The organism is Microcystis sp. 49638_E5 (assembly GCF_021300285.1).
GTDB lineage: Bacteria > Cyanobacteriota > Cyanobacteriia > Cyanobacteriales > Microcystaceae > Microcystis > Microcystis aeruginosa_C.
In genome coordinates, this window is record NZ_JAJTDH010000045.1 from 12461 (window position 1) to 36939 (window position 24479).

Annotated in this window: 27 protein-coding genes and 2 pseudogenes; 14 read left to right on the forward strand and 15 right to left on the reverse strand. The window is 44.5% G+C overall.

Annotated features, from left to right (window positions below):
* The first annotated feature begins 13 nt into the window (after positions 1–13).
* On the forward strand, positions 14–217 hold the full coding sequence (locus LW728_RS13925; protein ID WP_002791803.1) for a ssl0294 family protein: 204 nt from the start codon (positions 14–16) through the stop codon (positions 215–217).
* A gap of 73 nt (positions 218–290) precedes the next feature.
* Here LW728_RS13925 and LW728_RS13930 read toward each other — a convergent pair whose 3' ends face one another.
* Together LW728_RS13930 and LW728_RS13935 are read right to left on the reverse strand one after the other, a co-directional pair.
* Entirely contained in the window at positions 291–755 is a 465-nt protein-coding gene (locus tag LW728_RS13930; RefSeq protein WP_002736419.1) for an SRPBCC family protein, read from the reverse strand.
* A gap of 326 nt (positions 756–1081) precedes the next feature.
* Complete coding sequence (locus tag LW728_RS13935) at positions 1082–1330, reverse strand: hypothetical protein (protein ID WP_159250049.1); 249 nt, start codon at positions 1328–1330, stop codon at positions 1082–1084.
* A gap of 324 nt (positions 1331–1654) precedes the next feature.
* On the opposite strand from LW728_RS13935, the pseudogene LW728_RS13940 reads away from it, so the two are divergent.
* From LW728_RS13940 to LW728_RS13960, 5 genes and pseudogenes are all read left to right on the forward strand, one after another.
* Positions 1655–1852 (forward strand): annotated as a pseudogene (locus LW728_RS13940) (type II toxin-antitoxin system HicB family antitoxin).
* Positions 1853–1857: 5 nt separating this feature from the next.
* Positions 1858–2196: a DUF6972 family protein gene (locus LW728_RS23415; RefSeq protein ID WP_002788010.1), complete on the forward strand. Its 339-nt coding sequence runs from the start codon at positions 1858–1860 to the stop codon at positions 2194–2196.
* Positions 2144–2413, forward strand: coding sequence for a hypothetical protein (locus LW728_RS13950; RefSeq protein ID WP_002736772.1), 270 nt, complete (start codon positions 2144–2146; stop codon positions 2411–2413). The genes LW728_RS23415 and LW728_RS13950 overlap by 53 nt, the downstream gene beginning before the upstream one ends.
* 164 nt (positions 2414–2577) lie before the next feature.
* Positions 2578–2814 (forward strand): type II toxin-antitoxin system Phd/YefM family antitoxin, encoded by a 237-nt coding sequence (locus LW728_RS13955; RefSeq protein ID WP_002762994.1) that lies wholly within the window; start codon positions 2578–2580, stop codon positions 2812–2814.
* Positions 2808–3075 (forward strand): annotated as a pseudogene (locus LW728_RS13960) (Txe/YoeB family addiction module toxin). Before LW728_RS13955 ends, LW728_RS13960 begins: the two are co-directional and overlap by 7 nt.
* Positions 3076–3146: 71 nt before the next feature.
* Here LW728_RS13960 and LW728_RS13965 read toward each other — a convergent pair.
* On the reverse strand, positions 3147–5459 hold the full coding sequence (locus tag LW728_RS13965; RefSeq protein WP_287767026.1) for a transglutaminase TgpA family protein: 2313 nt from the start codon (positions 5457–5459) through the stop codon (positions 3147–3149).
* A gap of 234 nt (positions 5460–5693) precedes the next feature.
* On the opposite strand from LW728_RS13965, the gene LW728_RS13970 reads away from it, so the two are divergent.
* The 5 genes from LW728_RS13970 (at position 5694) to LW728_RS13990 (ending at position 9833) form a co-directional block, all read left to right on the forward strand.
* Positions 5694–6431: a phycocyanobilin:ferredoxin oxidoreductase gene (locus LW728_RS13970; RefSeq protein ID WP_287767027.1), complete on the forward strand. Its 738-nt coding sequence runs from the start codon at positions 5694–5696 to the stop codon at positions 6429–6431.
* A 386-nt stretch (positions 6432–6817) separates the two neighbouring features.
* Positions 6818–8401, forward strand: coding sequence for a photosynthetic/respiratory NAD(P)H-quinone oxidoreductase subunit D1 (ndhD1, locus tag LW728_RS13975; protein ID WP_002768562.1), 1584 nt, complete (start codon positions 6818–6820; stop codon positions 8399–8401).
* Positions 8402–8779: 378 nt separating this feature from the next.
* Positions 8780–9109: a hypothetical protein gene (locus LW728_RS13980; RefSeq protein ID WP_002803299.1), complete on the forward strand. Its 330-nt coding sequence runs from the start codon at positions 8780–8782 to the stop codon at positions 9107–9109.
* A gap of 41 nt (positions 9110–9150) precedes the next feature.
* Positions 9151–9513 carry a DUF4164 family protein gene (locus LW728_RS13985; protein ID WP_002803300.1) on the forward strand — a complete coding sequence of 121 codons (363 nt, stop codon included), beginning with the start codon at positions 9151–9153 and terminating at the stop codon, positions 9511–9513.
* 41 nt (positions 9514–9554) lie between these two features.
* Positions 9555–9833: a hypothetical protein gene (locus LW728_RS13990; protein ID WP_002735949.1), complete on the forward strand. Its 279-nt coding sequence runs from the start codon at positions 9555–9557 to the stop codon at positions 9831–9833.
* 226 nt (positions 9834–10059) lie between these two features.
* On the opposite strand, the gene LW728_RS13995 is transcribed toward LW728_RS13990, so the two are convergent.
* Together LW728_RS13995 and LW728_RS14000 are read right to left on the reverse strand one after the other, a co-directional pair.
* Complete coding sequence (locus tag LW728_RS13995; RefSeq protein WP_002803301.1) at positions 10060–10824, reverse strand: ABC transporter ATP-binding protein; 765 nt, start codon at positions 10822–10824, stop codon at positions 10060–10062.
* Positions 10825–11080: 256 nt separating this feature from the next.
* A complete protein-coding gene (locus tag LW728_RS14000; protein ID WP_287767029.1) occupies positions 11081–11893 on the reverse strand; it encodes an inositol monophosphatase family protein in 813 nt (270 codons plus the stop codon).
* A 61-nt stretch (positions 11894–11954) separates the two neighbouring features.
* On the opposite strand from LW728_RS14000, the gene scpB reads away from it, so the two are divergent.
* The gene (scpB, locus tag LW728_RS14005; RefSeq protein ID WP_002803303.1) at positions 11955–12473 is read left to right on the forward strand and encodes an SMC-Scp complex subunit ScpB; all 519 of its coding nucleotides are present in this window, start codon (positions 11955–11957) and stop codon (positions 12471–12473) included.
* Positions 12474–12609: 136 nt separating this feature from the next.
* The gene (locus LW728_RS14010) at positions 12610–12960 is read left to right on the forward strand and encodes a DUF760 domain-containing protein (RefSeq protein WP_002803308.1); all 351 of its coding nucleotides are present in this window, start codon (positions 12610–12612) and stop codon (positions 12958–12960) included.
* Between the two features lie 430 nt (positions 12961–13390).
* Here the strand turns inward: LW728_RS14010 and LW728_RS14015 are convergent, their stop codons facing one another.
* The 10 genes from LW728_RS14015 to LW728_RS14060 all read right to left on the reverse strand — a co-directional run bounded on the left by LW728_RS14015 (position 13391) and on the right by LW728_RS14060 (position 23343).
* On the reverse strand, positions 13391–14260 hold the full coding sequence (locus LW728_RS14015; RefSeq protein ID WP_287767031.1) for an NAD(P)-dependent oxidoreductase: 870 nt from the start codon (positions 14258–14260) through the stop codon (positions 13391–13393).
* A 25-nt stretch (positions 14261–14285) separates the two neighbouring features.
* Positions 14286–14945 (reverse strand): class I SAM-dependent methyltransferase, encoded by a 660-nt coding sequence (locus LW728_RS14020; protein ID WP_287767033.1) that lies wholly within the window; start codon positions 14943–14945, stop codon positions 14286–14288.
* Between the two features lie 13 nt (positions 14946–14958).
* The gene (locus LW728_RS14025; protein ID WP_287767034.1) at positions 14959–15816 is read right to left on the reverse strand and encodes a DUF6671 family protein; all 858 of its coding nucleotides are present in this window, start codon (positions 15814–15816) and stop codon (positions 14959–14961) included.
* 187 nt (positions 15817–16003) lie between these two features.
* Positions 16004–16861 carry a S1 RNA-binding domain-containing protein gene (locus tag LW728_RS14030; RefSeq protein WP_002803315.1) on the reverse strand — a complete coding sequence of 286 codons (858 nt, stop codon included), beginning with the start codon at positions 16859–16861 and terminating at the stop codon, positions 16004–16006.
* Between the two features lie 96 nt (positions 16862–16957).
* Positions 16958–17692, reverse strand: coding sequence for a dienelactone hydrolase family protein (locus LW728_RS14035; protein WP_287767035.1), 735 nt, complete (start codon positions 17690–17692; stop codon positions 16958–16960).
* Between the two features lie 113 nt (positions 17693–17805).
* Positions 17806–18621, reverse strand: coding sequence for a Cof-type HAD-IIB family hydrolase (locus tag LW728_RS14040; protein WP_287767039.1), 816 nt, complete (start codon positions 18619–18621; stop codon positions 17806–17808).
* A 78-nt stretch (positions 18622–18699) separates the two neighbouring features.
* Positions 18700–20127 carry a hypothetical protein gene (locus tag LW728_RS14045; RefSeq protein WP_287767036.1) on the reverse strand — a complete coding sequence of 476 codons (1428 nt, stop codon included), beginning with the start codon at positions 20125–20127 and terminating at the stop codon, positions 18700–18702.
* A gap of 11 nt (positions 20128–20138) precedes the next feature.
* Positions 20139–21884 (reverse strand): R3H domain-containing nucleic acid-binding protein, encoded by a 1746-nt coding sequence (locus tag LW728_RS14050; RefSeq protein WP_002803320.1) that lies wholly within the window; start codon positions 21882–21884, stop codon positions 20139–20141.
* 122 nt (positions 21885–22006) lie between these two features.
* On the reverse strand, positions 22007–23008 hold the full coding sequence (gene ldpA / locus LW728_RS14055; protein WP_287668005.1) for a circadian clock protein LdpA: 1002 nt from the start codon (positions 23006–23008) through the stop codon (positions 22007–22009).
* Between the two features lie 113 nt (positions 23009–23121).
* Positions 23122–23343 carry a hypothetical protein gene (locus LW728_RS14060; protein ID WP_002736250.1) on the reverse strand — a complete coding sequence of 74 codons (222 nt, stop codon included), beginning with the start codon at positions 23341–23343 and terminating at the stop codon, positions 23122–23124.
* 139 nt (positions 23344–23482) lie between these two features.
* Between LW728_RS14060 and LW728_RS14065 the strand changes: the two genes are divergently transcribed.
* Positions 23483–24289 (forward strand): TlyA family RNA methyltransferase, encoded by an 807-nt coding sequence (locus tag LW728_RS14065; RefSeq protein WP_287767037.1) that lies wholly within the window; start codon positions 23483–23485, stop codon positions 24287–24289.
* Positions 24290–24479 lie beyond the last annotated feature (190 nt).

Genomic DNA, 24479 nt, shown 5'->3' on the forward strand with positions numbered 1-24479 from the left:
GAGATAGAATAAGATGTTTCTCGATGAATTACAACCCGTTGTTAAAGAACTGATTCAACAACCGATCGCTTTTTTCGGTGGTTTTGCCTCTGGATTACTGCGCTTGAAACTCTCGGACGATCCCCTCAAAAAATGGTTAGAAGAGCAGGGATTAGTCAGTTTTAAGGACAATAATCAGGATAACGGCAACAGTCCCCAGTCGATCTCGATCGATTAGGGATCGGGGGTTAGCTGTTGGGGGTGAGGGTATTCTCCCATCCCCAAAACCCCCCGCTTACCACCCCATCAGCTTAACTTGTTGCTGAAAGTAGATAAATTTCCTCAGCTACTCTTTTTAAGCGTCTTAATTGCGCTTCCATATCCTTTTTAGTCCATTTGGCGGCGAATTGCTGGAATCCCCACCCCACAACCGGATTAGGAATCGCAAACTCAAAACGATTGATTAAACAAGTGCCGTCATCATTGGGTTGACATTCCCAGCGATCGCAACCGCGAAAAAAGCCTTCAAATTGCCAGACAATTAACCCCGGTTCCCTCTCAATCACCGTACTTTTTAGCGTTGGCTGAATTAGGGGAATTTGAATCAAAAAACGACTTCTCCCACCGATATCGGTCTTCCAATCGCCGATAGGTTCACAAACTAACACCGGATTCAACCAACGACGCATTAACTCTAAATCCGTGATACAACGCTCCACCGTCGTGGCACTAGCTTTAATCTGAATTGATTGTTCAAATACTTGACAAGATGACATTGATCTGCTTATAAATTGCTGGCTGAGAATTATCGGTAGTCGGACAAAAATAAAGTTAACTGTGCAGACAAGGCAACAGTAAGGGTTTCGGCCTTGGTTACATTTCTTAACATAGTCTTGTTTATAGCCTTTCTCATCAAGATAAAGTGTAACCTAATTTGCTATGGACGACCGGCGATCGACTCCCCAAAACGAAAACTTCCTACCTCACCATTAAGATAACTGCTCTCAAGCTCACTTTTTCACCAACTTGACAAATTCTCGAAAACGTTGGCGTAATCTCTCGATATTAACTGATAATAATATTGGTATCGATAACAAAGCGTTTAGTTATCTTCATTTAAGAGAGATTCTAAAATTTCAAGGGTTAATCCTCTCTCTTGTGCTTTTTGTCCAATAGTATCCATCGTTTTATATAATTTGTCCAGAGATTCTTTTCTAGATAAATTTGAAGATTGAACATAAAAAGCGATTTTTTCTGCTATTTTTTGACGATCTTCTTCCGTTGCATTCCAATAAGTTTCAGCAACATCTAAAGGAACTTTGATTTTAATTTCTGTTTGATAGTTTGTCATAATTATATTTTCTTAGTTTAGTAGTAAAGAAATTTAGTCGAAATTAATAGCCTCCCTTCCGCCAGCGTTACAGTCTAGAAGTTTCAGTTACTCTAGCGCATTGTTAAACCGATTGTCAAGTTTAGTTACTCTCAATTTAAGATATGTAATTTACTTTGGTTGCGAAAAACCAACGCCGCTAGTGTAAGTATTCTTCAGCGCCTGGACTAAATCTAGAGATGACGTTGGGGGGAAGGCTAATGCAGGAACGGTAAATAAATTTGGCTGAGTTGCTTGCTATGATTAGGGGTAATTATTAACACTTCTTAAAAAGCGAGTGTAAAAATGAGGCAAGTCATTGTATATCGAGACGAAGACGGCTATTGGATTGTGGATTGTCCAAGTCTCAAAGGCTGAGTTAGTCAAGGAAAAACGAAAGAAGAAGCCTTGATTAATATAAAAGAGGCTATTGCCGGTTATATTGCGGCTTTAGCGGAAGACGGCCTGCCGATTCCAGCAATTATTAGAGACCTTGAAGTCTAACCATTATGAGCGGAATTAATCGCGAGATTTTTCTTGACACTAAGCATATTTCTAAACATTTACCGAATACTCCACAATCACGGAGATTACTGTTACGAGGACGAGCTATTCATGTGTTTAAAGATGAAGATACAATGCTACGAGTTATTCAGGCTATCATGGAAAGGGGTGAATACACGGGCAATGTGCGAAACTATGAGCGCTATGGGCTATTCTTTGCCGAAGCGATTGGTTGTCGTATCAGCCCAGATGGTTTAAAGTCTTCTTTATTCTACGGCGAGGTTAAGATTAATGCAAACAACCAATATCACGCAATTCCTCGAACCCGACCTAGTGAAGGATAATTGGCGCTTCCTAGAAGTTTGGGTGGATTCCATGCAGTCCCCTCCCTATATCCTGCTAGTGTTGATCGATAAGGCGAGGGGGTGTTATGTTTTTGATCCTGCTGAAAAGTACCGTCTCGTCAAGGCGTTTCCAGATTATGAAGAGGCTCAACTCTGGCTCTTGGAAGATGAATACGAACCGATTGAAGGACGATTATCTAGTGAGGAAAGCGCTTAGATTTGTTTAAACTTGTCGTTTGGAATGAAGTCAGAATATCGCCTTACCAGTGCCGTTAGGGTAAGCACCGAGATAGTTACGAATGGAGTCAGGTTTGGGTAATTGGCGCTAGGATTATCGGAGGATTTTCTTTCGGCACTGGTAGAAAACAATTAGGAGGATTTATGATCCCGGTTAATGAGGCTCAACAAAAGTTGCAGGATTTGATTGATTCAGTAACTGTTTCCCACGAACCCATTATTATTGAGGGATGCGATGGTAATGCAGTTTTGCTATCTGAAGGGGATTGGAAATCGGTACAAGAAACGTTATATCTCCTCTCAATTCCGGGGATGCGAGAATCAATTCGGGAGGGACTGGCAACGCCGGTTGAAGAATGTGCTGAGGAGCTAGAATGGTGAGGTGGAAATTGGTTTACACCAAACAGGCGCAGAAAGACCCTAAGAAGCTTAATTCTAGTCATTTAAAAAAATAAAGCGCAGATGTTGCTTGACATTCTTCAGGTCAATCCATTCCAAAATCCCCCGCCTTAGGAAAAGTTAGTGGGAGATTTGAATGGTGTGTACTCTCGGCGAATAAGCATTCAGCATCGTCTTGTGTACGAAGTTATTCAATCTGAGGGTATAGTTAAAATCCTGCGGATGTGGACACATTATGAGTAGCGTTAAGACATCGTTAAATCTAGGATTTGCTGAAAAACTTTTTGCCGCAAACCCTAACTATAGGCTCAAGCTCACTTTTTCACCAACTTGACAAATTCTCGAAAACGTTGGCGTAATCTCTCAATATTAGCCGATTTCCCGCCATAACGCCAATCAACGTAGGCGCAAGCAATCTCCTCGATAATATTCGCCACTGGCGGCGGTTGGACGCGGCGGGCGGCGGTGGCGTATTCTAAAGGGGTTTGAGCGGGATGTTTACCATAACCGGCTTCTGTTAAGATTCCTAACATTTGCTGGTATAAACGCTCGATTGGTGGTAGTTTTGCTAACTTGCGACCCCGACGCCAACGATGGAACTGTCCCCATCCTAACCAACCAGCGTAGGCGAAGACGACCCCCAATAAACCGCCGAGAATTCCCCCTAAAAGACTGCCGGAAATAAAGCGCCATAACCAGGCCAATAACTGACCGATAGTAACGATAACATTTTCCCAAATCAGACCAAGAAAACCCGTGACTGGGGAAGGCAACCATCCGGCTACCCATTGCCAAAATTGCTTGAGGACGCTAAAAGGTTTCGCTTCCTCAAAGGATGGGGGAATTAATTCGTGGCCCGGGATAGGATCGAAAGTGTACCAACCGTAACCCGGGAAAAACACCTCTGTGATGGCGTAAGCGTCCGTATTTTGGACAACATAAAAGCCAGTGAAAGGATTAAACTGGCCAGGGGCAAAACCGGTGGCTAATCGGGCAGGAATACCGATCGAGCGTAACATAATCGTTAACACGGTGGAAAAATGATCGGCGTAACCCCCCTGAAAACGAAACAAAAAGGCCGAGACTAAATCCTCATTTTCGGCTAAAAAGGGCAAATCGGTTTTTAATTCGTAGTTTTGCTTCAATGCTTGGGCCAAATATAGGGCCTTCTCGTAGGGAGAGGTTAAAGGTGTGGGAGATTTTGCCAGCAATTCCTCGGTTTTTCGGCGGACTTTCGGGGCAATTTCGGCAGGAATTTGTAAATAATAGTTGAGAATAGACTTAGGGTAGGTTTCTGGGGCCGATCGCAGTTGGCTGCGATTGCGTTCCGGCACTTGTGAGATTACAGTATAAGTTAGCCCTTCTGCTAACCCCCCCGGCGACCTTAAGCTATTTTCTCGGTCCAAAGATACCTGTCGGGTAGGAAAAAAGAGAAACTGGGGCGAAGTAAGGGCAGGGATAATATTCGGTAAACTGGAGACAATGCTGTAGGTTTGGACTACCTGATGGGTTTTGGCCTGGGTTGCGGGTAGCGGCACAAAAAAGCGATAGGACCAACTACTGCGATTTAAATCCTCTAATTCTTGATCTCGCGAGATTTGCCACCCTTGACCAGTATAGCGATCAAAGGCCATGGCCCGCCAGAATCCGGGGGCTTGAGAACGTACCCGCATGACTATTTCTGGAGTCATACTTCCCCGCAAATTTTGGTTGATTTGGGGGTTAAAACCGTAATAAAAGGTAGAATCTAACTGTCCTGACCCTGTAGTGGGACTATTACCGCCATTTACGCCACCCTTCGCCGTTTCACCCTCGCGCACATAGCCGGGGTTAACGATTTGTCTGTCTCCCTGTTCAAAACCCTGATTTTCCATACCTTCGGGACTATTGACGGGAAAAGATTGAATTTGATAACCAGGAAAACGCGGCATCAGGGCAAAAATTGTTAATCCCAAGAGGAGAATTGTCAGAAAGAAAATCCCAAAACGTTTGGGAGAAAGGGGGGAATTTTGCGGGGAAACTAATTTTTTTGTGGCTAGACGTGGGGGTTTCTTTGAGAAGAAAGGGAGACTCTGATTGAGATTATCTAAACCTAAACGAGAACGATAGTCTAAAACTAGGGTAGGTAGGGATAAAAGCAGAAAGAGGATTAACCAAGGCGCAAAAGCGAGGGTTTGGGAGATTGTCCCGGCGACTCCCAAGAGAATTAAACCGATTACCATAGAATAACCTAAATCTTTGCGTCGGGGCAGGTCAAAACTATGGAGAATTTGTAATTGAATTAATAATTGTGTTAGGGCAATGCGACTATCCTGCATCGCAACGATATTACCCAAGAATAGCGCCAACACCACTAACATTCCGATCGCTATACAAAATTTTGCCCCGATATTGCGCTTTTTCCTGCGTCGCCAACTCCAGATTCCGCCGATAATACTGAGAGGAACAGCCCAAATACTGGTATAACTATCGGTAGCCACATCGGTGGCGATAATACCGACGATTACTAACGCTTGCACCAGAATTCTTAAAATAATCGATTCCTCGGTTTCCGGCAAGGGAGAAGATTCTATCTTTTGCCAGAGGGTTTTTAAGGAAGGTCTTGGACGAGCAGCGCTACTAACCATAGGGTAAATTGGGAGAAGGACAAAGAAGTTAATTTTATATTTCCCAGTTCTAATCTCGATCGCTCCATGGGGTAAAGTGGATTTTAGATGTCAGGAGATAGGAAAATAGGGAGATAGGAGAAGGGAGCAGGGAGCAGGGGAGATAAGGAGAAAAAAGCCGATTACTGATAACTGATGACTGATTACTGATAACTGATTACTGATTACTGATAACTGATAACTGATTACTGACCCATGATAGCCGTTACCAAGCCTGAAATTTTACCGTTACTTCATCCCCTGATTGGACAATTAGCCACGGTAATTCTGTCCCACTGGGAAAAATATCTTGATTTGTCGCCCTTTGAGTTGCCGGAAGGTTTAGGCTATGTGGAGGGACGTTTAGAAGGGGAAAAATTAATTATCGAGAATCGCTGCTATCAAACTCCCCAGTTCCGCAAAATGCACCTAGAATTGGCTAAACTGGGCAATGGTTTGGATATTCTCCACTGTGTCATGTTCCCCCGTCCAGAATATCCGCTGCCGATGTTTGGATGTGATATAGTCTCCGGCAAAGCGGGAATCAGTGCCGCTATTGTGGATCTTTCTCCCACCAGTAGCGATAAAACTCTCCCTAGTGCCTATAATCAAGCTTTAGCGGCTTTACCTGCGGCCGATTTCGCCCAAGCTCGTGATTTACCGCCTTGGGGTCATATTTTCTCCCAATATTGTCTGTTTATTCGTCCCGAAACCGCCGCCGAGGAACGACAATTTTTACAAAGAGTTACAGATTTCTTGACAATTCACTGCAAATGTGCTAAGGAAAGTCAGCCTCTTTCCGGGGAAGAAGCGCGCATTTATTTACAGGGACAACGGGATTATTGTAGTCAACAGCAGAAAAACGATAAAACTCGGCGTGTACTAGAAAAAGCCTTTGGTTGGGAATGGGCAGAGCGTTATATGACCGGAGTTCTCTTTGATTTGCCCGATTAAACTGAACTATCCCCTCCCCCCTTGCTCCTAGGGTTGATTCATCGTAGGGTTGATTCATCGTAGGGTTGATTCATGAATCAACCCTACCATTAGTATGGGGGGGAGCCGACAATTTTTAACACCTACCCACTTAATTTAGAGATTTTCTGCAACTTCATCGCTATTTTTCCCATTTTTGAACTCTCAAACCCTAATTAGGCCAGCAGTCTCTTGAAACTTAACAATATTAACAGACAAGGATAGGAAAATAATTGCTAGATTGATTTAGGTACAGTCAAATGTAACCGCGAGAACAAGAGAAAAAAGGCGGTTTTGCTAGGTAAAACCGTTAAAAGCCCTAGCTTAATTTCTCGATTCTGACGATTAAATAAATATTAAAACAGCCGATGAATCTAACGAACTTTCCTTGGTTAACTGCCATCATCCTTTTTCCCATCGTCGCCGCTTTATTGGTTCCCATAATTCCCGATAAAGACGGTAAAACCGTGAGATGGTTTGCTCTGACGGTGGGATTAATCGACTTTGCCCTAATTATCTACGCTTTCTATAGCAGTTACGATTTCGCTAATCCCAATCTGCAATTAGTGGAAAGTTACCAATGGTTGCCCGAAATTGACCTAAGATGGTCTTTAGGAGCCGATGGCCTCTCCATGCCTCTGATTATCTTAACGGGATTTATCACCACTCTGGCTATCTTAGCGGCTTGGCCGGTCACTTTTAAACCGAAACTGTTCTACTTCCTGATGCTGTTGATGTACGGGGGACAGATTGCAGTGTTTGCCGTGCAGGATCTGTTACTGTTCTTCCTCGTCTGGGAATTAGAATTAGTCCCCGTCTATCTCATCCTCTCCATTTGGGGCGGTAAACGCCGTCTCTACGCAGCCACCAAATTTATCCTTTACACCGCCGGAGGCTCCCTATTCATCCTTGTAGCGGCGCTGACGATGGCTTTTTATGGCGATACCGTCTCCTTTGACATGGTGACTATTGCTGGTAAAGACTTCCCCCTGAAACTGCAATTATTCCTCTACGCCGGTTTCCTGATTGCCTACGGGGTAAAACTGCCGATTTTCCCCCTCCATACTTGGCTGCCGGATGCCCACGGCGAAGCCACTGCCCCCGCCCATATGTTACTAGCGGGAATTTTGCTTAAAATGGGTGGTTATGCGCTCTTACGGATGAATATGGGGATGTTACCCGATGCTCACGCCGTTTTCGCCCCCGTTTTGGTGATTTTAGGGGTAGTTAATATTATCTACGCCGCCTTAACTTCCTTTGCCCAACGCAATCTTAAGCGCAAAATTGCCTATTCTTCCATCTCTCACATGGGATTTGTCCTGATTGGTATGGCTTCCTTTACCGATATTGGCACAAGTGGGGCGATGTTACAGATGATTTCCCACGGACTGATTGGGGCGAGTTTATTCTTTATGGTCGGTTGTACCTACGATCGCACCCATACCCTGATGTTAGACGAGATGGGCGGTGTCGGCAAGAAAATGAAGAAAGTTTTTGCCATGTGGACCACCTGTTCCCTCGCTTCCCTCGCTTTGCCCGGGATGAGCGGTTTTGTGGCGGAATTAATGGTATTTATCGGTTTTGCCACCAGTGATGCCTATAGTCCCACTTTCCGCGTTATTATCGTCTTTTTAGCAGCTATCGGTGTCATTCTCACCCCGATTTATCTCTTGTCCATGTTGCGAGAAATTCTCTACGGGCCGGAAAATAAGGAATTAGAAGAACACCATGCCCTAGTGGACGCGGAACCCCGGGAAGTCTTTATCATCGCTTCTCTATTAGTGCCAATTATCGGTATTGGACTCTATCCCAAAGTGGCTACGACGATTTACGATGCTACTACCAATAAATTAACCGCCCTAGCGCGTAATTCTGTCCCCAGTTTAGTGCAACAGGCAAAGGCAAAAACCCCCAGTTTCTCCCTTTATTCCCTAAAAGCCCCCGAAATCTAAGGATTTATCAGTTATCAGTTACCAGTTACCAGTTATCAGATTTGAGTTTTAAGTGAGCAGTATTAAATCCCACTTTCCGCACTTCTTAACATTCAATTGATAATTTTTACTAATATTAAATCCGGTTATTAAAGAATGATTATTTATTCTCCCTTTTGCCTTTTGCCTCTCCTCATAACTAGCCTGTACTCAATGGATTTAGTATTATTATACTTTTAATTGATTGTGTGATTATTTTAATGCGATCGCTACTGAGTACAGCCTGGAGAATTATTAGAATTAGTCCCCACTGGAGCAATCGCGCCCAAAGAAGATTAGGCGGTCGCAACGCGCTCGCTACGCGAGACCGCAACATGGCAAAATATAGGAGTTTAGCTCATGTCTAACGAAACCGTGACTTATTCCCTAGAAGCTGTTCTAACAAGGATTGAGGGAAAAATAGACTCTCTACAAAGGGATGTTAACAAGCTAGAAATAGGACAATCAGAGTTAAAAGGGGAGATTAAAGCCTTAGGCTTTAAGGTTGAGGGCATCGATAAAAGATTAGAAAAAGTAGAAAATGAACAATCTGTTTTAGTTAAGTCTATTTCTGACTTACAGGGATTTCGGGGGTTAATTTTACCTCTGATTGTTGGGGGAATTAGTGCCGGTATCGGGGCAATAATCACCGTCAGCATCAGATTTTCTCTACTCAGTGGCAACCCATAAATAAGGCGATTGCAACATAGCAAAATATAGGAGTTTAGCTCATGTCTAACGAAACCGTGACTTATTCCCTAGAAGCTGTTCTGACAAGGATTGAGGGGAAAATAGACTCTCTACAAAGAGATGTTAATCAAAAATTCGACAAAATTGATGAACGATTAACCAAAGTAGAAACAGGACAATCGGAGTTAAAAGGGGAAATTAAAGCCTTAGGCTTTAAGATTGAGGGCATCGATAAAAGATTAGAAAAAGTAGAAAATGAACAATCTGTTTTAGTTAAGTCTGTTTCTGACTTACAGGGATTTCGGGGGTTAATTTTACCTCTAATTGTTGGGGGAATTAGTGCCGGTATCGGGGCAATAATCACCGTCAGTATCAGATTTTCTCTGCTCGCTGGCAAACCCTAAATAAGGCGATTATAACATAGCAAAATATAGGAGTTTAGCTCATGTCTAACGAAACCGTGACTTATTCCCTAGAAGCTGTTCTAACAAGGATTGAGGGGAAAATAGACTCTCTACAAAGGGATGTTAACAAGCTAGAGATAGGACAATCGGAGTTAAAAGGGGAGATTAAAGCCCTAGATGAGCGACTAACCACAGAAATTAAAGGATTAACTGCAAGAGTCGCTAATCAGGAATTTACCAATCGAGGGATTCTAATCGCTTTGGTTGTTGCCATTTTAGGAGGGGCAGCCAAACTTTTTGGTTTTCTTCCCAATCCCTAACAGATATCTAATTAGGAAGTTGCCGTTTTCTTGGCTCTTCTAGGTTCTGTGTGATAAGTTTAATTGACATAGGATCGATCGATCTTTGTGTCCTTTGTGTCTTTGTGGTTCGTTCCACCCCCTCGCTAGGAGAAATGTATCTTAGAGAAATGTATCTTAGAATACATTTTACCCACCAAAGCTGGGAGAGCCTTTTCTTTTCACTGATAACTGAAAAATCCCTACCCTACCCAATCACCTCGTGTAAATCCGTCGGTGCGAGATTAGGATAAACCACTTCACCATCCTTAAACCAGATAATGCGCTGAGAGTGACGCGCCACATCAGCCTCGTGAGTTACCATGACGATAGTAATGCCACTGTTATTCAATTCCGAGAAAATAGCCATCACCTCTTGGGTAGTTTTCGAGTCTAGCGCCCCCGTCGGTTCATCAGCAAGTAATAATATGGGTTGATTGACAATTGCCCTAGCAATAGCAACGCGCTGCTGTTGTCCCCCCGATAATTGATTGGGTTTATTGTGCAGTCGATTATCCAATTTTACCCTCGTTAAAGCAGCGATCGCTCTTTCCTTTCTTTCTTGGGGAGGAACCCCACCATAAATCATCGGTAACATGACATTTTCCAGCGCACTCATCTGGGGTAAAAGATGGAATTGCTGGAAAACAAAGCCGATTTTACGATTGCGAATCTGGGCTAAATCCCCATCCGGCAGCGTGGAAACGTCGAGATTTTCTAGATAATAGGACCCCAAGGTGGGACGATCAAGACAGCCGATAATATTCATGACCGTGGATTTTCCCGAACCTGAAGCCCCCATAATAGCGCAATATTCCCCTTTTTTTAGGCTTAAATTGATGTTATTGAGGGCTTTAACTATGGTTTCGCCACTGCCGTAGATTTTAGACACATTTTCGAGGCGAATAATTACCGGCTGATAGACTTCGGCTTTATCGTTGCGTTCGCTGAGAGAGGAAGTATCAAAACTCATGAAATAAATTCGTGGGGGCAGGGTGTGGGGTGTAGGGTGTGGAGTGTAGGGTTTTACCGATTTTCAGGGGGTCAATTACCTAATTTTCAGGCAAAAAGTGCCTAAATTTCCCCCCTGATCACTCCAAGGGCTGGCAGTTTTTGATTTCAAACAAGCTTAAAGATATTATCCAACAAGGTTTTTAGATTTATTCAGCCAGCCCTAAATAGAGATAAAACCAATAAATGCAGCTATTCTAACCTGAGCAATTCTCCATTCAAGCAACATCCTTGAGAAAACCGACTAAAGGCAAGAAAACCGGCGCTAAATTCGATCGAGCTACGGCTAAACAGGGATAGGATCGATCACTATAATTTTCCCCCACCTGCAAGGGAAAAATCTTTTCTCCTAAAGAGATAAATACTCCGCCAGCGGCCTGTAGAATTGCCCAAACCGCAGCAATATCCCAGACTTTCGGGGTTGCTTCCACTCCTCCCAAGACAGTGCCATCGGCAACCAAAAGCAGATTATAACTAGCCACTCCTATCATCCGCACTTTGCAGGGAAAGGGGTTTTTAAATACACCCGTACTACGAGCGCAGAGATTAAACAGATGATTTTTGCTGGGAAAATCGTCGCTGGTGTGAATCGGTTGACCGTTGCAGTAGGCCCCTAGCGGACCGGTTAAACCCGTCTCACCGTACCAATAACCATAATAGGACTGTTTCAGGCAGGGGAGATAAACAAATCCGAACACGGGAGTCCCCCGGTAGAGAAGTCCTAGGGAAATGCCCCAGATGGGAATACCGCGAGTAAAATTAGTCGTGCCGTCGATTGGATCCACTACCCAAGACCATTCTTGATCCGGGAAAATATGGGTAGTTTCCTCGGTTAAGACTCCATGATCCTGGAAAGTGCGGGCAATTAATGATCGCAATTCGCCATCGGACCAACGGTCGGCAGCCGTCACTAAAGTCCCGTCTGCTTTATTGGTGGCCTGTAATTTGCCAAAATCAGCTACTAGGCGATCGCCCACCTGCTCGGTAGCCTGATAACAAAAGTCTAAAACCTGACTCCAAAAAGTTTCCATAATTTTCTCGTTCGTCTTCTAGTAGAATATTAAATCATTGTCTAAACTTAGGTAGTCGAGATTGAGCGCGGAAGCACACCAGGAGATCAGACTAGCTACCCGTCTAGAAGCGATACTTTACCTAAAAGGGCAGCCTGTCCCCTTAACCGAGATGGTGACGTTGACCAACAGCGATCGCTTGACGGTGGAAGATGCCATGATCGAGTTAATGTCCGATTATGCTCACCGGGATAGTGCCTTGGAAGTGGTGGAAACCCCCCTCGGTTATAGTTTACAATTGCGGTCAGCTTATCAGAATTTGATCGAAGACCTGATCCCGGCCGAATTAGGTACAGGAACTCTCCGCACTTTAGCAGCGATTGCGCTCAAGGGACCGATTTTGCAAGCGGATTTAATCAATTTACGCGGCAGTACGGCCTATCAACAGGTTCAGGACTTGGTAGAACGAGGATTTGTGAGAAAACGCAAGCAAAATGAAGGTAGATCCTACTGGTTAGAAGTAACCGATAAATTTCATCAATATTTCGAGGTTGACAATCTTAGGGAACAGGGTATTCTGGAATCTACCGATCAGGAATAAGGAGAGAGAGGGTGTATTATGGGTAAATATTTCTGATCACTGAGCTAAACTTGAAGAAGATAGGGGGGACTTCGGGCAATCAAGAAGAGCGATTTGTTAACCTAAATCCAATAACCACTACAGCGTGGGAGTTCTGATGACTTTTAATCCTGATTTTTTTCCCTGGGAAACCGAAGAACAAAATGATAACTGTCTGATGCAGTATCTCCAGCAGCAGCATCCTGAAACCCTTGAGAGAATAGCCCAATCGGTCAGTAGCGAAATTAAAGATATTATCTCGCAAAACGTCAAGGGATTGGTGGGAATGTTACCCTCAGAGGATTTTGCGGTACAAATTACCACCGACCGCGAGAATTTGGCTAATCTTCTCGCTTCAGCGATGATGACAGGTTATTTCCTCGGTCAAGTGGAGAAGCGCCATCATTTAGAATCAATTTTGTTAGCTACAGAATCAATTAAATTGGGCAAAAAACCCAAAATAGATTAATCTCGATAGAGACACTTTCATCGGTGTCCCTATCACTTTTTAACCCCCTTTGGCAAAACTCACCATCACCAAAATCGAGAGCAGGATACCGGGGACAAGTAAACCCGCTAATAATCCAAATTCAGTCAGCGTCATAGGAGAATATGCCCAAAATTCCATCACTTTTTACTCTAACCCCCTCTTTTGGCCACCTCAACAAAGCTTAAGGAAAATTTAAAGCCTTTTATCGGTTTTTCTTCTATCAGTTGTCCGACTACACAAACCAAAAAGAGTCTTTTTGATGTTGCCAAGCGGTTTATAAGTAGCTGGTTATAATTAAATTAAAAATGGATTTTAGGTTCGATCCCCCCTGCCCCCCCTTGATAAGGTAGGGTTGATTCATGAATCAACCCTACGCTTGATAAGGGGGGTGTCTGATAATTTTTAACGCCTACCTACTTAATTCTTTTTTCAGCGCTTCGTATAAAGCTGAATAATCTTGTTCTGCTAATCCCATTTCTAAAGCTTTTTCCAGAAGGCTCTGTACTCCTGTTAGGGGAAAAGTGGTTAAATCTAACTTCTCCGATTCCTCTAAAAAGAGATTGACATCTTTGAGTAAATGTTTAGTGGGAAAGTTAGGGTTAGCATAATTTTTCTCTAACATTCTGGTTAATTTTTTGTCAAAAGTAGGCGCATATAAGGCACTTTGACGCAGGATAGTCATGAACTTTTCTAGATCTACTCCTTGCTGGGATAAAAAAGCTAAACTTAAACCAAAAGCACTGGTTAGAGAGGCAATTAATTGATTTAAAGCTAATTTTAACGCCGCAGCGGTTCCCACTTCCCCGATTAACATCGGTTCTTGGCCAAAATTTGCTAATAAATTTGACCATTGATGGAACTGTTTCTCCGTTGCTCCCACCATAACTAAGAGAGTCCCCTTTTTAGCTTCGGGAATACTTCCTAACACGGGTGCTTCTAGATATTCTCCCCCTTTAGCCACAATTTTATCTCGCAGTTGTTTACTTTCAGAAGGGGCAATGGTTCCCATCTGAATAATAGTACGATTATTGAAGTTAGATTGCTCGGAATTTAATCCTAAAACCTCTTGGATAGCGGCAGCATTAGTTAACATTAAAATCAGACAATCTGCCTCTTGAATTACTTGTTCAGGGGAGCTAACTGTTTTGGCTCCCAACTGCTGTAAAGGTGCTAATTTTTCTAAGGTGCGATTATAGGCAATAACAGGAATTTTCTGATTTAATAATCTTTCTACCATTGGCGTTCCCATTAATCCCGTTCCCAAAATTCCAACTTTCATAACTCAATTTTTCCTGATTTAGTGATTAGTTTTTACTGGTTTTTATAGCTGTCCAATGACGTTCGGAAGACTGATAAATTTTAACATTTTCTAAGCCTGACTGCTGGATTAAGTCGGCGATTTCTGCTAGGGTAAAAGCCGCTCGCAGCGAGTCTTGAAATAGTTGCGCTTGTCGGGGAGAAAAATTAGGATCGATTTCTCTCACCATCCCCTTAATTATTTCCTCGGAATCGGGACGGAATAAATCTCTTAAAAAAATGCCGCCATTCGGTTTTAAAACTCGCTTAATTTCGCGTAAAAAAGGCAAAGGATTTTCGAGATGATGGATTAAACTATTAGAAATAACTAAATCAAATTGCTCGGATTGGTAGGGAAGATTTTTTCCATCAACTTTCTCCAATTTGATCTGTTCTTGACAGTTAGCATTAAGGATATTTTTTTGACCAATTTCTAACATAGAATCGGCCAGATCAATAGCGATAATTTGCCATTGGGGACGTAGTTGACTGATCATAATCGGAATGCGTGCAGTACCGGTTCCCACATCTAATACCCTAGCATTAATACCGGCCAATTGTACAGCTTCTTTGGCGAAATTAGTATTAACTTCAGTGAAGTCCATGGCATCATATTCGATCGCTTCTTCCCGATCATCCATTACTTCTGGTTCTAAAATTCTTTCCATAGAAAAGCTATCTTTAGGGATTACAATATTCACAATACATCGGATCGGCGTTTTTTTCACCGTTGGGAAAGAGTTTTTCCTCTCGATAATCACACCTTTGACAACCGTATAGTTCCAGTTTAATTAAAGAGGTGGGAAAGTGACATAAACCACAGGGTAAACCCGCTTTTCTTTCGATAATATCAAACCCCGGACAACCACAATTAGGGCATAATTGATTAAGTTTTTGAACAAGATTTGCTGTCGCAGCAACAATTGCTTTCATCCGCGTGGGATTGTGCATAGCACGCATATCGGTTTCTAGGTGTACTTTGCCGTTTTTGTCAAGAATATCTTCAACAATTTTAACTAAATTTTTCTGGTCAGTAATTCCCTTAAAAATCTGCTCAGAGTCGAGAGAATTTTTATCAAACATCACCACTAAACCATGACTAGGAAAGCCGATTTTTTCGGCAAATTCTAAAGCAGCTGCTAGATTAGTTACAGTTTGGTGAGCGTGATTAGTTTCCGTGACTATTGCTTGACCAATTATTTCTAGATTATGGACTCGATCGAGCAATAAAATCAATTCACGATTACAGGAAACTAGCGGCAAATTGGGATAGGGATAAAAACTACCCTCACTAGCAATTCCGATATCGTATCCCGAAAGCTCGATCGCTTCTTGTGCCTTGCTGCGAGCGGTTTCAATTTGTGTCCCGATGCGCTTAATATCCCGGGTAAAAGTGCCAAAGCGATCGGTATTAAAATTATCGGGTACAATCACCTTAAGACCTATTTTTTCCTCTAAAATCGGTGCAATTACCCGCTCTTTTCCGTGCATAGTCCCTAAAATTGCTATCCGATCTTGAAACATCTTTTCTTGAAACATCTTGATCAAGGAAAAAGTAAAAAACAGCAATCAGCGAAAAGAAAACGGCAATTTCCTACTTAAGACTGTCCACTTAAAACTCACATCTGATAACTGATAACTGATAACTGATAACTGATGGTGGGTTACGGCGAATACTAAATAGGTGGTAAAATATCTAAATTATTGTCGCCTAACCCACCCTACACTAAGTTGCTGGGGTTTTTTCCTGAGCTTGTTGTAATCTTTCTGCTGCTGTTTCCATGACTTCTGCAAAGTTTTCGAGAATTTCGCCGGGGTGCGCTTCCAGGATTTTTGTAGATAGGGAAATGCGATTTTTATATTCGTCAATTTCCGCGACTACCACTTTAATTGCTTGACCAACTTTAAAGAAAGTCATGGGAGAATTAAAAGAGGCTCCTGTCACCTGTTTAGCATGGAGTAATCCCGTCACTCCACCGCAATCGACAAAGACACCGTAGGGTTGTAATTTAACCACGGTGCCACTTAATAATTTACCCACAGCTAATTGACTGATAGCGTTAGCGCGAGCAATTTCTCGCTGAGATAAAACTAACTTATTATTTTCTTGATCGATTTGAATAAAAGTTGCGGTTAAAAGTTGTCCGATCAGGGAATCTAAATCATTTTTTTCGATTAAATGGGAGCGAGGGATAAATCCTTTTAATCCCTCCACTTCCCCCGTTACTCCCCCCTTATTCACCCCCGTGACGCGCATCTGTACTGACTTGCCACTTTCAGAGATTTCCCTGACATTTTCCCAGGCTTTTTGTAGTAATAATTGCCGCAGAGACAGGGTAACTTGTCCTTCCGCGTCCTGTCCACGGGTAATCAGAAAATCGAATTCTGCACCTATGGGTAAAGCTTCGGCAATGGAAGTAACATTTTCCAGGGAAATTTCCCTTAAAGAAATAAAAGCGGAGGATTTGCCGCCAATATCGATGTATGCTCCATCGGAGGTGTGTTGATCGACTCTCCCGCGCACGATCTGCCCTTTTTCAAATTGATAATCGTATTGATCAAGAGCTTTGGCAAAATCGTCCATGGAAAAGGCAGGGTTCGGTGTCATGATAAATAGAATGGTTACAAGTGTGATTTCGATCTGCTTCCAGTGTAAGCTGAAGCTTGAGGGGTCAGACCATTAAGATTTAAGAAGGCTAAATAACTCTAGCACATGATCCCAGGCAGATTTGGCCGCCTTAGCATTATAACTAGCTCTTTGGTCGCAGAAAAAGCCATGGTCGGCATTTTCATAGCGGAAAACTCGATGGGGGATTTGATAACGGATTAATGCGTTTTCTATCTCATCCACTTGCTTTTGAGGAATACTCGCATCTAACATCCCGAAAAATGCGTAGATTGTCCCCTTGATTTGGGGAGTCACTTTCACTGTCGCTTGGCCACCGCCTGGGGTTCCCATGGTGATTCCCGCACCGTAAAAAGAGGCACTAACTTTGATATCCTCTAGAGTGGAGACAAGATAAACCACATGACCACCAAAACAAAAACCGATCGTGCCGACACCGGTTTTTTGCACCTGTGGCAAACTATAAAGATAATCGATGGTGGCCTGGATATCGCTGATTAATTCGGCTGCTTTGGTTTGTTCTTTGTACTGACGACCGATTTCGATATCTGCCATACTGTACCCCGTTTCAAAACCGGGAGCAAATCGCTGATAAATGGCAGGAGCGATCGCTATATAGCCTTCTTGGGCAATTCTACGGGTGATATGGCGAATATGGTCGTTTACGCCGAATATTTCCTGAATCACGATAATTGCTGGATAAATTCCCACTCGATCGGGAATGGCTAAATAGGCATCTATGTCAATATCTTTGTTAGAAATCGTAACAGTTTGCGTATTAATGGTCATAATTTTCTCGGTAAAAAGGCTGTTGGTTTTTTGGTTTCGGGGTTTTAGGGTGTTGGGGTTTTAGTTGAAATTTCCCATTCCCCCATTTCCCCACTTCCCCATTCCCCCATTCCTCAAATCAAAACAAACTTTTCCAAGGCCGCGGCTACCCCATTTAAGTCTACACTGGGGGCAACCCAATCGGCTTGATCCTTAACAGCTTGGGGAGCATTACCCATGGCGACACCGACACCCGCATAGGTGAGCATAGAAACATCATTAAAATTATCACCGATCGCCATGACGTTTTGCGGTTGTAATCCTAGGATATCTTCGGCCAAAAATTGGGTGGCGCTTCCCTTGGTAGCCTCAACGTGGGTAACTTCAAAAAAAGTCGGACTCGATTGGGTAAAATATAAATCTTGATTTTGATAGCGTTGCTGTAAATGCTGCCAAATCTCGGCGATAAATTGCTTATCTTCTCCCATGGCCAGGATTTTAGTAGTTTTGTGGGCAACTTTGCGTAAATCTCCCACTGCTTCGGCAATAATACCCGATCGCTGCCGATAGAATTCCGTTTCCGCGTTTAATTGCCGCACATAAAGCACATCGTCCATATAAAAATTAAGGGAGATTTTCTCTTTCCATTGGGGTTGTTCGAGATAATCTAAAAGATCGATCGCCAAGTCGGGGGAAATGGGGGTATGTCGATGGTGAACTTGGGAAACAGGATCTTGAATCCAAGCGCCATTGTAAGCAATTATAGGTAAAGTCGATTTAAGGCGTTGATGAAAGCGTAAAGCCGAACGGTACATCCTGCCAGTGCCAATAGCGACGGGAATTCCCTTTTTTTGGACGGCCGAGACCGCTTGCACCACAGCCGGATTAACCTGATTGTTATTACCGGCGATCGTTCCATCCACATCGACAACGATTAAGCGAATATCCACAGTCTTTTCCCATTCAACGGTCAACAGTTAATAGTTTGCCACTTCCCCTCTCAAAAAGGGCAAGAATTAAGTAGTCAGTTAACTATCGGGTAAATCTTGGTATTCAGTTAAAGCGTTGATAAAAAAGAAGTCTCCCCAAATTAAACCCGTATCATAGATTTGGCTGGGTCGAATCGATGCGGGATGATGATAACAACCATGACGCAATAGACTCATCTCTGGGGCGGTTTCATCGGGAAAATACTGAAAAGAAGTCAGATTCAAGAGAATATTATCGATCGCCTCTCGATAGGTTCCATAACTAGGATCACTGCTGGGTAAAGCTTTTAATAAGCGAATCATCCCCGCCACAGCGATCGCTGCTGCCGAAGAATCCTTTTCCGTAGCGGCATTTTTTTGCAAGGCATAATCAAAATCCCAAGGGGGAATAAAATCTCCGGCGCGTCTTTGTCCACCAGGCCAACGATCGGGCAAATTTTCCAGATAATAATTAATGGCAGCCTTGGCAATGGTTAACATTTCCGGATCGCCAGTGTAAATATAGGCCGTCGTGGCAGCATAAATAAACCAAGCTTGACCCCGGGACCAAGTGCTATCATCGCGCCAGCCCTGTTTTCCCTCATTAAATAAGAAATTTCTATAGGTGGGAGAGTTGACATTTTGATCAAAATAGCCTCTTTGCCAAGTTCCCGTTTTACCCGGGCGACGATTAGCCCCAAAGGTGCGGCTAATGGTGCGGATGTGGGAAAGGGCCTTTTCTTGCCAATCTTTTGCTTCCTTGGGGTCAGAATTGTGGAGACTTGCCCAGAGCAGTTGTTCTATATTGATCGTATGGTCCATAAAAACCTGCCAATGTTCTTGCTGATCGGTGCGATCGGCCTTGCGTAGCCAGCCAAAAGTCCCGATATCGCTGTGATAACTCCCCTTGCCATCCTGAAAGGGTTGCGCTAGTTGTCTGGCTCCCTGTAAAGTGATCTCTAAAGCTGTCTGTTTTTCCTGGCCCCGTCCCGACTCAACCCAAGGAGCAAAAACCAGTAAATTATTAAGAGCGATGTCTTTGTTCTTTAAACTCGCTTCTTTTAAGGGATCGCTCCATTTTTTCGCAGCAGCCGCCCAAAAGCCGCTATACATAGGGTCTGATTCTAAATCAGCCATTTTCCATAATAAAGCAGGAAAAGCCCCTGCCGCCCAAAAATCGGCGTTTTCTAGCTTCCAAGTGCCGGGGATGGGACTATTGAGCCTCCGTCGCCAATTGAAGAAATTAAAACCCGATGGCTCTGGATTGGTAAGATAGGGATAAACAATGCCAAGATAGGCATAACTATCGAGATAATCGATCGTCGTGGTTAGTTTAATCCTAGCCAGATCGAGACAGAGCTTAATTCTTTGGGCCAGGGGCATTTTGTCGCGTAATTCCGCCGCCGATTCGGGACGATGGATAATCAAGGAGGCCACCGCACCGATCGCCGCCCCCGTACCCATAATAATTAGCGTGCGTCGCTTCAAATTCCTGACTCCTAAGCTGGATAGATGCGAATACGGCGATTCGGTTCCTCTCCGAAGCTATCGGATTGGAGACGGTAATGTTCCACTAATTCGTGCTGCATTTTCCGCACTTTCGCCGATCGCGGCAGTAACTCCACCGGTTGACCGGTAGGAATAACGATTTGTTCCACCGCTAACCTGGCCTCCTCTAAAGCTTCGATCTCGTCATCGCTGCCGCTGCGGGCAAATAAACGCAGGTCGGCACCTTCCTGATTCATCGGGTCATCAATGCCCAAAATCCGCTTTAAACCGCGAGAAATTTGGGGCAGGGTATTGGATTTGATGCCGTGGATGGGAATTTGTCTTACTTTGGCAATTTGACGCAATTTTGACTGATTTTTAACGTGGGAACGCAGGGCCAACACCGCGTCAGCCGCCTGTAAATCTTTGGTCAACACGATCGGCAAATCTAGGGCCTGTACTACCTGTTCGATCGGGGCGCGACTAACCCCGTAGGGATAGACATAAACCGGCCAATCTTCGCCATTGGGACCGGGGACGCGGACTTTTTCCGTTTCCGGTTCTTCCTGCAGCCAAGATTGTTCGAGGAGGCGATCGAAATCGTTTTCCCGGTTGAGAGGGCCCTCCGGGAAACGGGCCACGGGAGTCATCCGGCCATCGGCCCGCCATCCCTTGGGTTTATCCATTTCCGGCAGATAATTGCCGCGCAAAGGGGTCAACTTTTCCGGTTTTGGTTCTTCCTGAGCCACCTGTACTTTCCCCTCCTCGTCCACCCAACGGATTTGGGCAATTGCTTCCCGTCCCCGCAGCAGTTGGTCGATAGTGGTAGATACGTCCTCGTGGATGACCCAGCGCTGACGTTCCAACATTTCGATGGCAATGTCAAAGGTGGGCGGTGCTTTGCGTTCTAAAACGGTTTTCTGAGAACCCCGGCGGCGTGCTTCTTCGTCTCCGAGAGTTACTGCCTGAATTCCCCCGACTAAATCCGATAAAGTCGGGTTTTTAATTAAATTTTCCAGTTGATTGCCGTGGGCGGTTCCCACTAACTGCACCCCGCGTTCGGCGATCGTGCGAGCGGCCAGAGCTTCTAATTCCGTACCGATCTCATCAATCACGATCACCTCTGGCATATGGTTTTCCACCGCTTCGATCATGACTTGATGCTGCAATTCCGGACGGGCCACCTGCATCCGACGAGCGCGACCGATGGCTGGATGGGGAATATCTCCATCCCCGGCGATTTCGTTGGAGGTGTCGATAATCACTACCCGTTTATTGAGATCGTCGGCTAAAACTCGGGCTATTTCCCGGAGAGCGGTGGTTTTCCCTACCCCCGGACGACCGAGCAGCAGTAGGGATTTACCCGTTTCCACTAGGTCGTTAATTAGGGTGATCGTACCGAAAACGGCCCGACCGATACGACAGGTTAAACCGATAATTTCCCCGTCTCGATTGCGAATGGCACTGATGCGGTGCAGGGTGCGTTCAATCCCGGCGCGATTATCGCCGCTAAAACTGCCCACCCTGGCGATCGAATACTGGATTTCTTCTTTTGAGATCGGTTCGTCCCCCAGATCGATCGCCCCATCGGGAAAACGCGCTTCTGGTATGCGTCCCAAATCCATAACTACTTCGATCAGTTGATGCTGCCGCGGGTGTTCCTCGATCTTGCCGCGAATCCGAGCGGGTAGAATTGCCAAGAGTTTGTTTAAGTCGTCGGTCACTGGCATCCGAGAGGAGGGTAGGGTTTCTGGCATTAAATTAATAGTAAGAGGTTTTGGCGATAATTGGCTGTTTTTATTTCCAAGATTTTCTTGGGGTCTAACACATTTATGGGTTAGTTGTCAATTAAAAAAATATTATAGTTTTTTGAACAAGGCTAGGCTTTTAATTGAGCCACGAGAATAGAAGCGGCTTTAAGGGCTTCTTGGTAGGCTTGGGGGTCATTTTCAAGGTTAGGCTGGTCTAAATGCTCTAAAATTGGCAAAATCAATGAACGGGCGTAACTTCCAGATGCAATACCAGCGATTTTTTCTCTCAGTCCCAGTTGCTGTAATTTGGTCACGGTATGGTCATTGGTTCCCCCGGCTAACTGCACAAATCCGGCTAGATTGGCACAGAGGACTTTTTTGGCCATATTAATTGCCGGGTGGGTGGTTCCTTTGCCGATATCGCCGCTCATCGGTCGGCCGTCCGTCTGCCAAATCAGAGGACAGCTTAGGGGTGAAATGGTTTCTCGCAGATCGTGGAGGTAATCAATGATATATTCATCATCTTGGCAACTTATGGCCAGGATTTTTAGGTTTTTACTTACAGGTGCGATCGCTTGCCAGAGTCGAGCAAATTCCTCTCCATGACCGACTTGGGTATGAATTTCGATCGCATCTACTCCCATTTCGATAATTAAGGGGATAATTTCTTCAGGTTGACAGATACGGGATCTTGTCTCGATTATCTGCTCGGGACAAACGGGTAAGCAACGACCGCAACCATAACAGCGCTGTTCAATCACTCCTCCCCCATCAATAGCATAAGCGGGACAGATTTTTTCGCAGGGACGGGGACAATCGACCGGACAGAGTTGCGGGTTAAAGACAGCTTTGCGAAAGTGGGGATCTTCACCGTCATTGAGACTGACCATTAACCAAGGTCGTTGATTGGCAGGGAATCCGGCGATTTTGGCGGCGGTTTCCATGCCTTCGCGGGCCGCAAGGATCACGGCTCGATCGGCAGCCACATCAATACAATCGGCTCCGGCGATAGTATAGGCCAAGGCGAGGTTGCGAATCGTGGGCAAATCTTGGTAACTAGCTCCACAGATGAGCTTGAACCAGTGACCCGCCACTAAGGACTGTAAGGGAGGGGAGTTTTTATCTAGCACTTTTTCATCCTATCGCGCCCAGCCCCTAAATGTCAGCCCTGTGCTGCTCTGATTCTGACTAAAGACTGATTATTGATTCTTCTTGGACGAATGCCATCGGCCTCTACATTGAACTATAAACCCAAACGCTGCTTTTGACGGGCTTTATAGGAAGCTAACAGCCAAATAGAGCCAGAAATCAAAGAAGGAGCAAGGACAAAAAAAGTGGCCATGGTCACGGGATGTTCCCGGGCCCAGACCCAATAAATCATCACGGCAAAAATCAAGCCACAGTAAGCTAGTCCTAGAAAGGGGATGCCAATGACCAAAATGGCGAATCGAGTATCTTTATCCATAAAATATCGGGATGGCAGCGAAAATTTAGCTGATGGGTTTCGCTTACCCCTTTCTTTACTTATAATCTTCTTTCTGGGATTGCTTGGGGAAAAATAAGGTATTTTTTAGAATTAGGCGCTGATTATTGGGAGGCCTTCCTTGCCGAAACAAAGATTAGATTTATTATTAGTAGCCAAAAATCTCTGTGATTCCCGTCAACAGGCACAGCGATTAATTCGCGCTGGAGAAGTGAAAGTCAATCACCAAATCATCGATAAACCGGCCACAGAAATCGATCCAGAAGCGGCGATCGAGGTTAAGCAGAAACTGCCCTATTTGTCAAGGGGGGGCGAAAAATTAGCCAAGGCCTTAGAATTGTTTGCCATCGATGTCAGCGATCGCATTTGTTTAGATGGCGGCATTTCCACGGGGGGATTTACCGATTGTCTCTTGCAAAAAGGGGCAAAACGGGTTTATGGGGTCGATGTGGGTTATGGACAAGTGGCGTGGAGTTTACGGCAGGATGAACGGGTTATTTTACTAGAAAGAACTAATTTTCGCTATTTAACCCCAGAAAAGTTATACGGATCAGAAAAACCCGCCGATTTAGCAGTTATGGATCTGTCCTTTATTTCTTTGACCAAAGTTTTACCGACCCTGTGGACGCTATTAAATCCACCCCGAGAGGCGATTTTATTGGTCAAACCCCAATTCGAGGTGGGACGGGAAAAAGTCGGCAAAAAAGGGGTAGTTCGCGACCACCAAGACCAAGCGGGGGCGATTTTTCAGGTTTTACAGGCCGCCGCAGTCTTAGGATGGTTCTATCGGGGTTTAACTTGGTCTCCCATTACCGGACCTGCGGGTAACGTCGAGTATCTTCTCTGGTTATCCACCGATATGGGCCAAGTTAGTCCCAGTTTAGCCGCGATCGCAGAAATCACCCAAGCAGCGATCGAACAGTTTTAACCCCGGTGTTTTGTCAAGGAAGTGGGGTGTGGGGTGTGGGGTGTGGGGTGTGGGGTGTGGGGAGATGTATTCTTACATAGTTACTAATTCTGTACGCAAATATTGCATCTAGAATTAGCTTTGTACGCTTTGACCCGTACTGGGTTAACTACGAACCTCTCTATCGGATTCCCGCTAAAGGCGGCCTCTC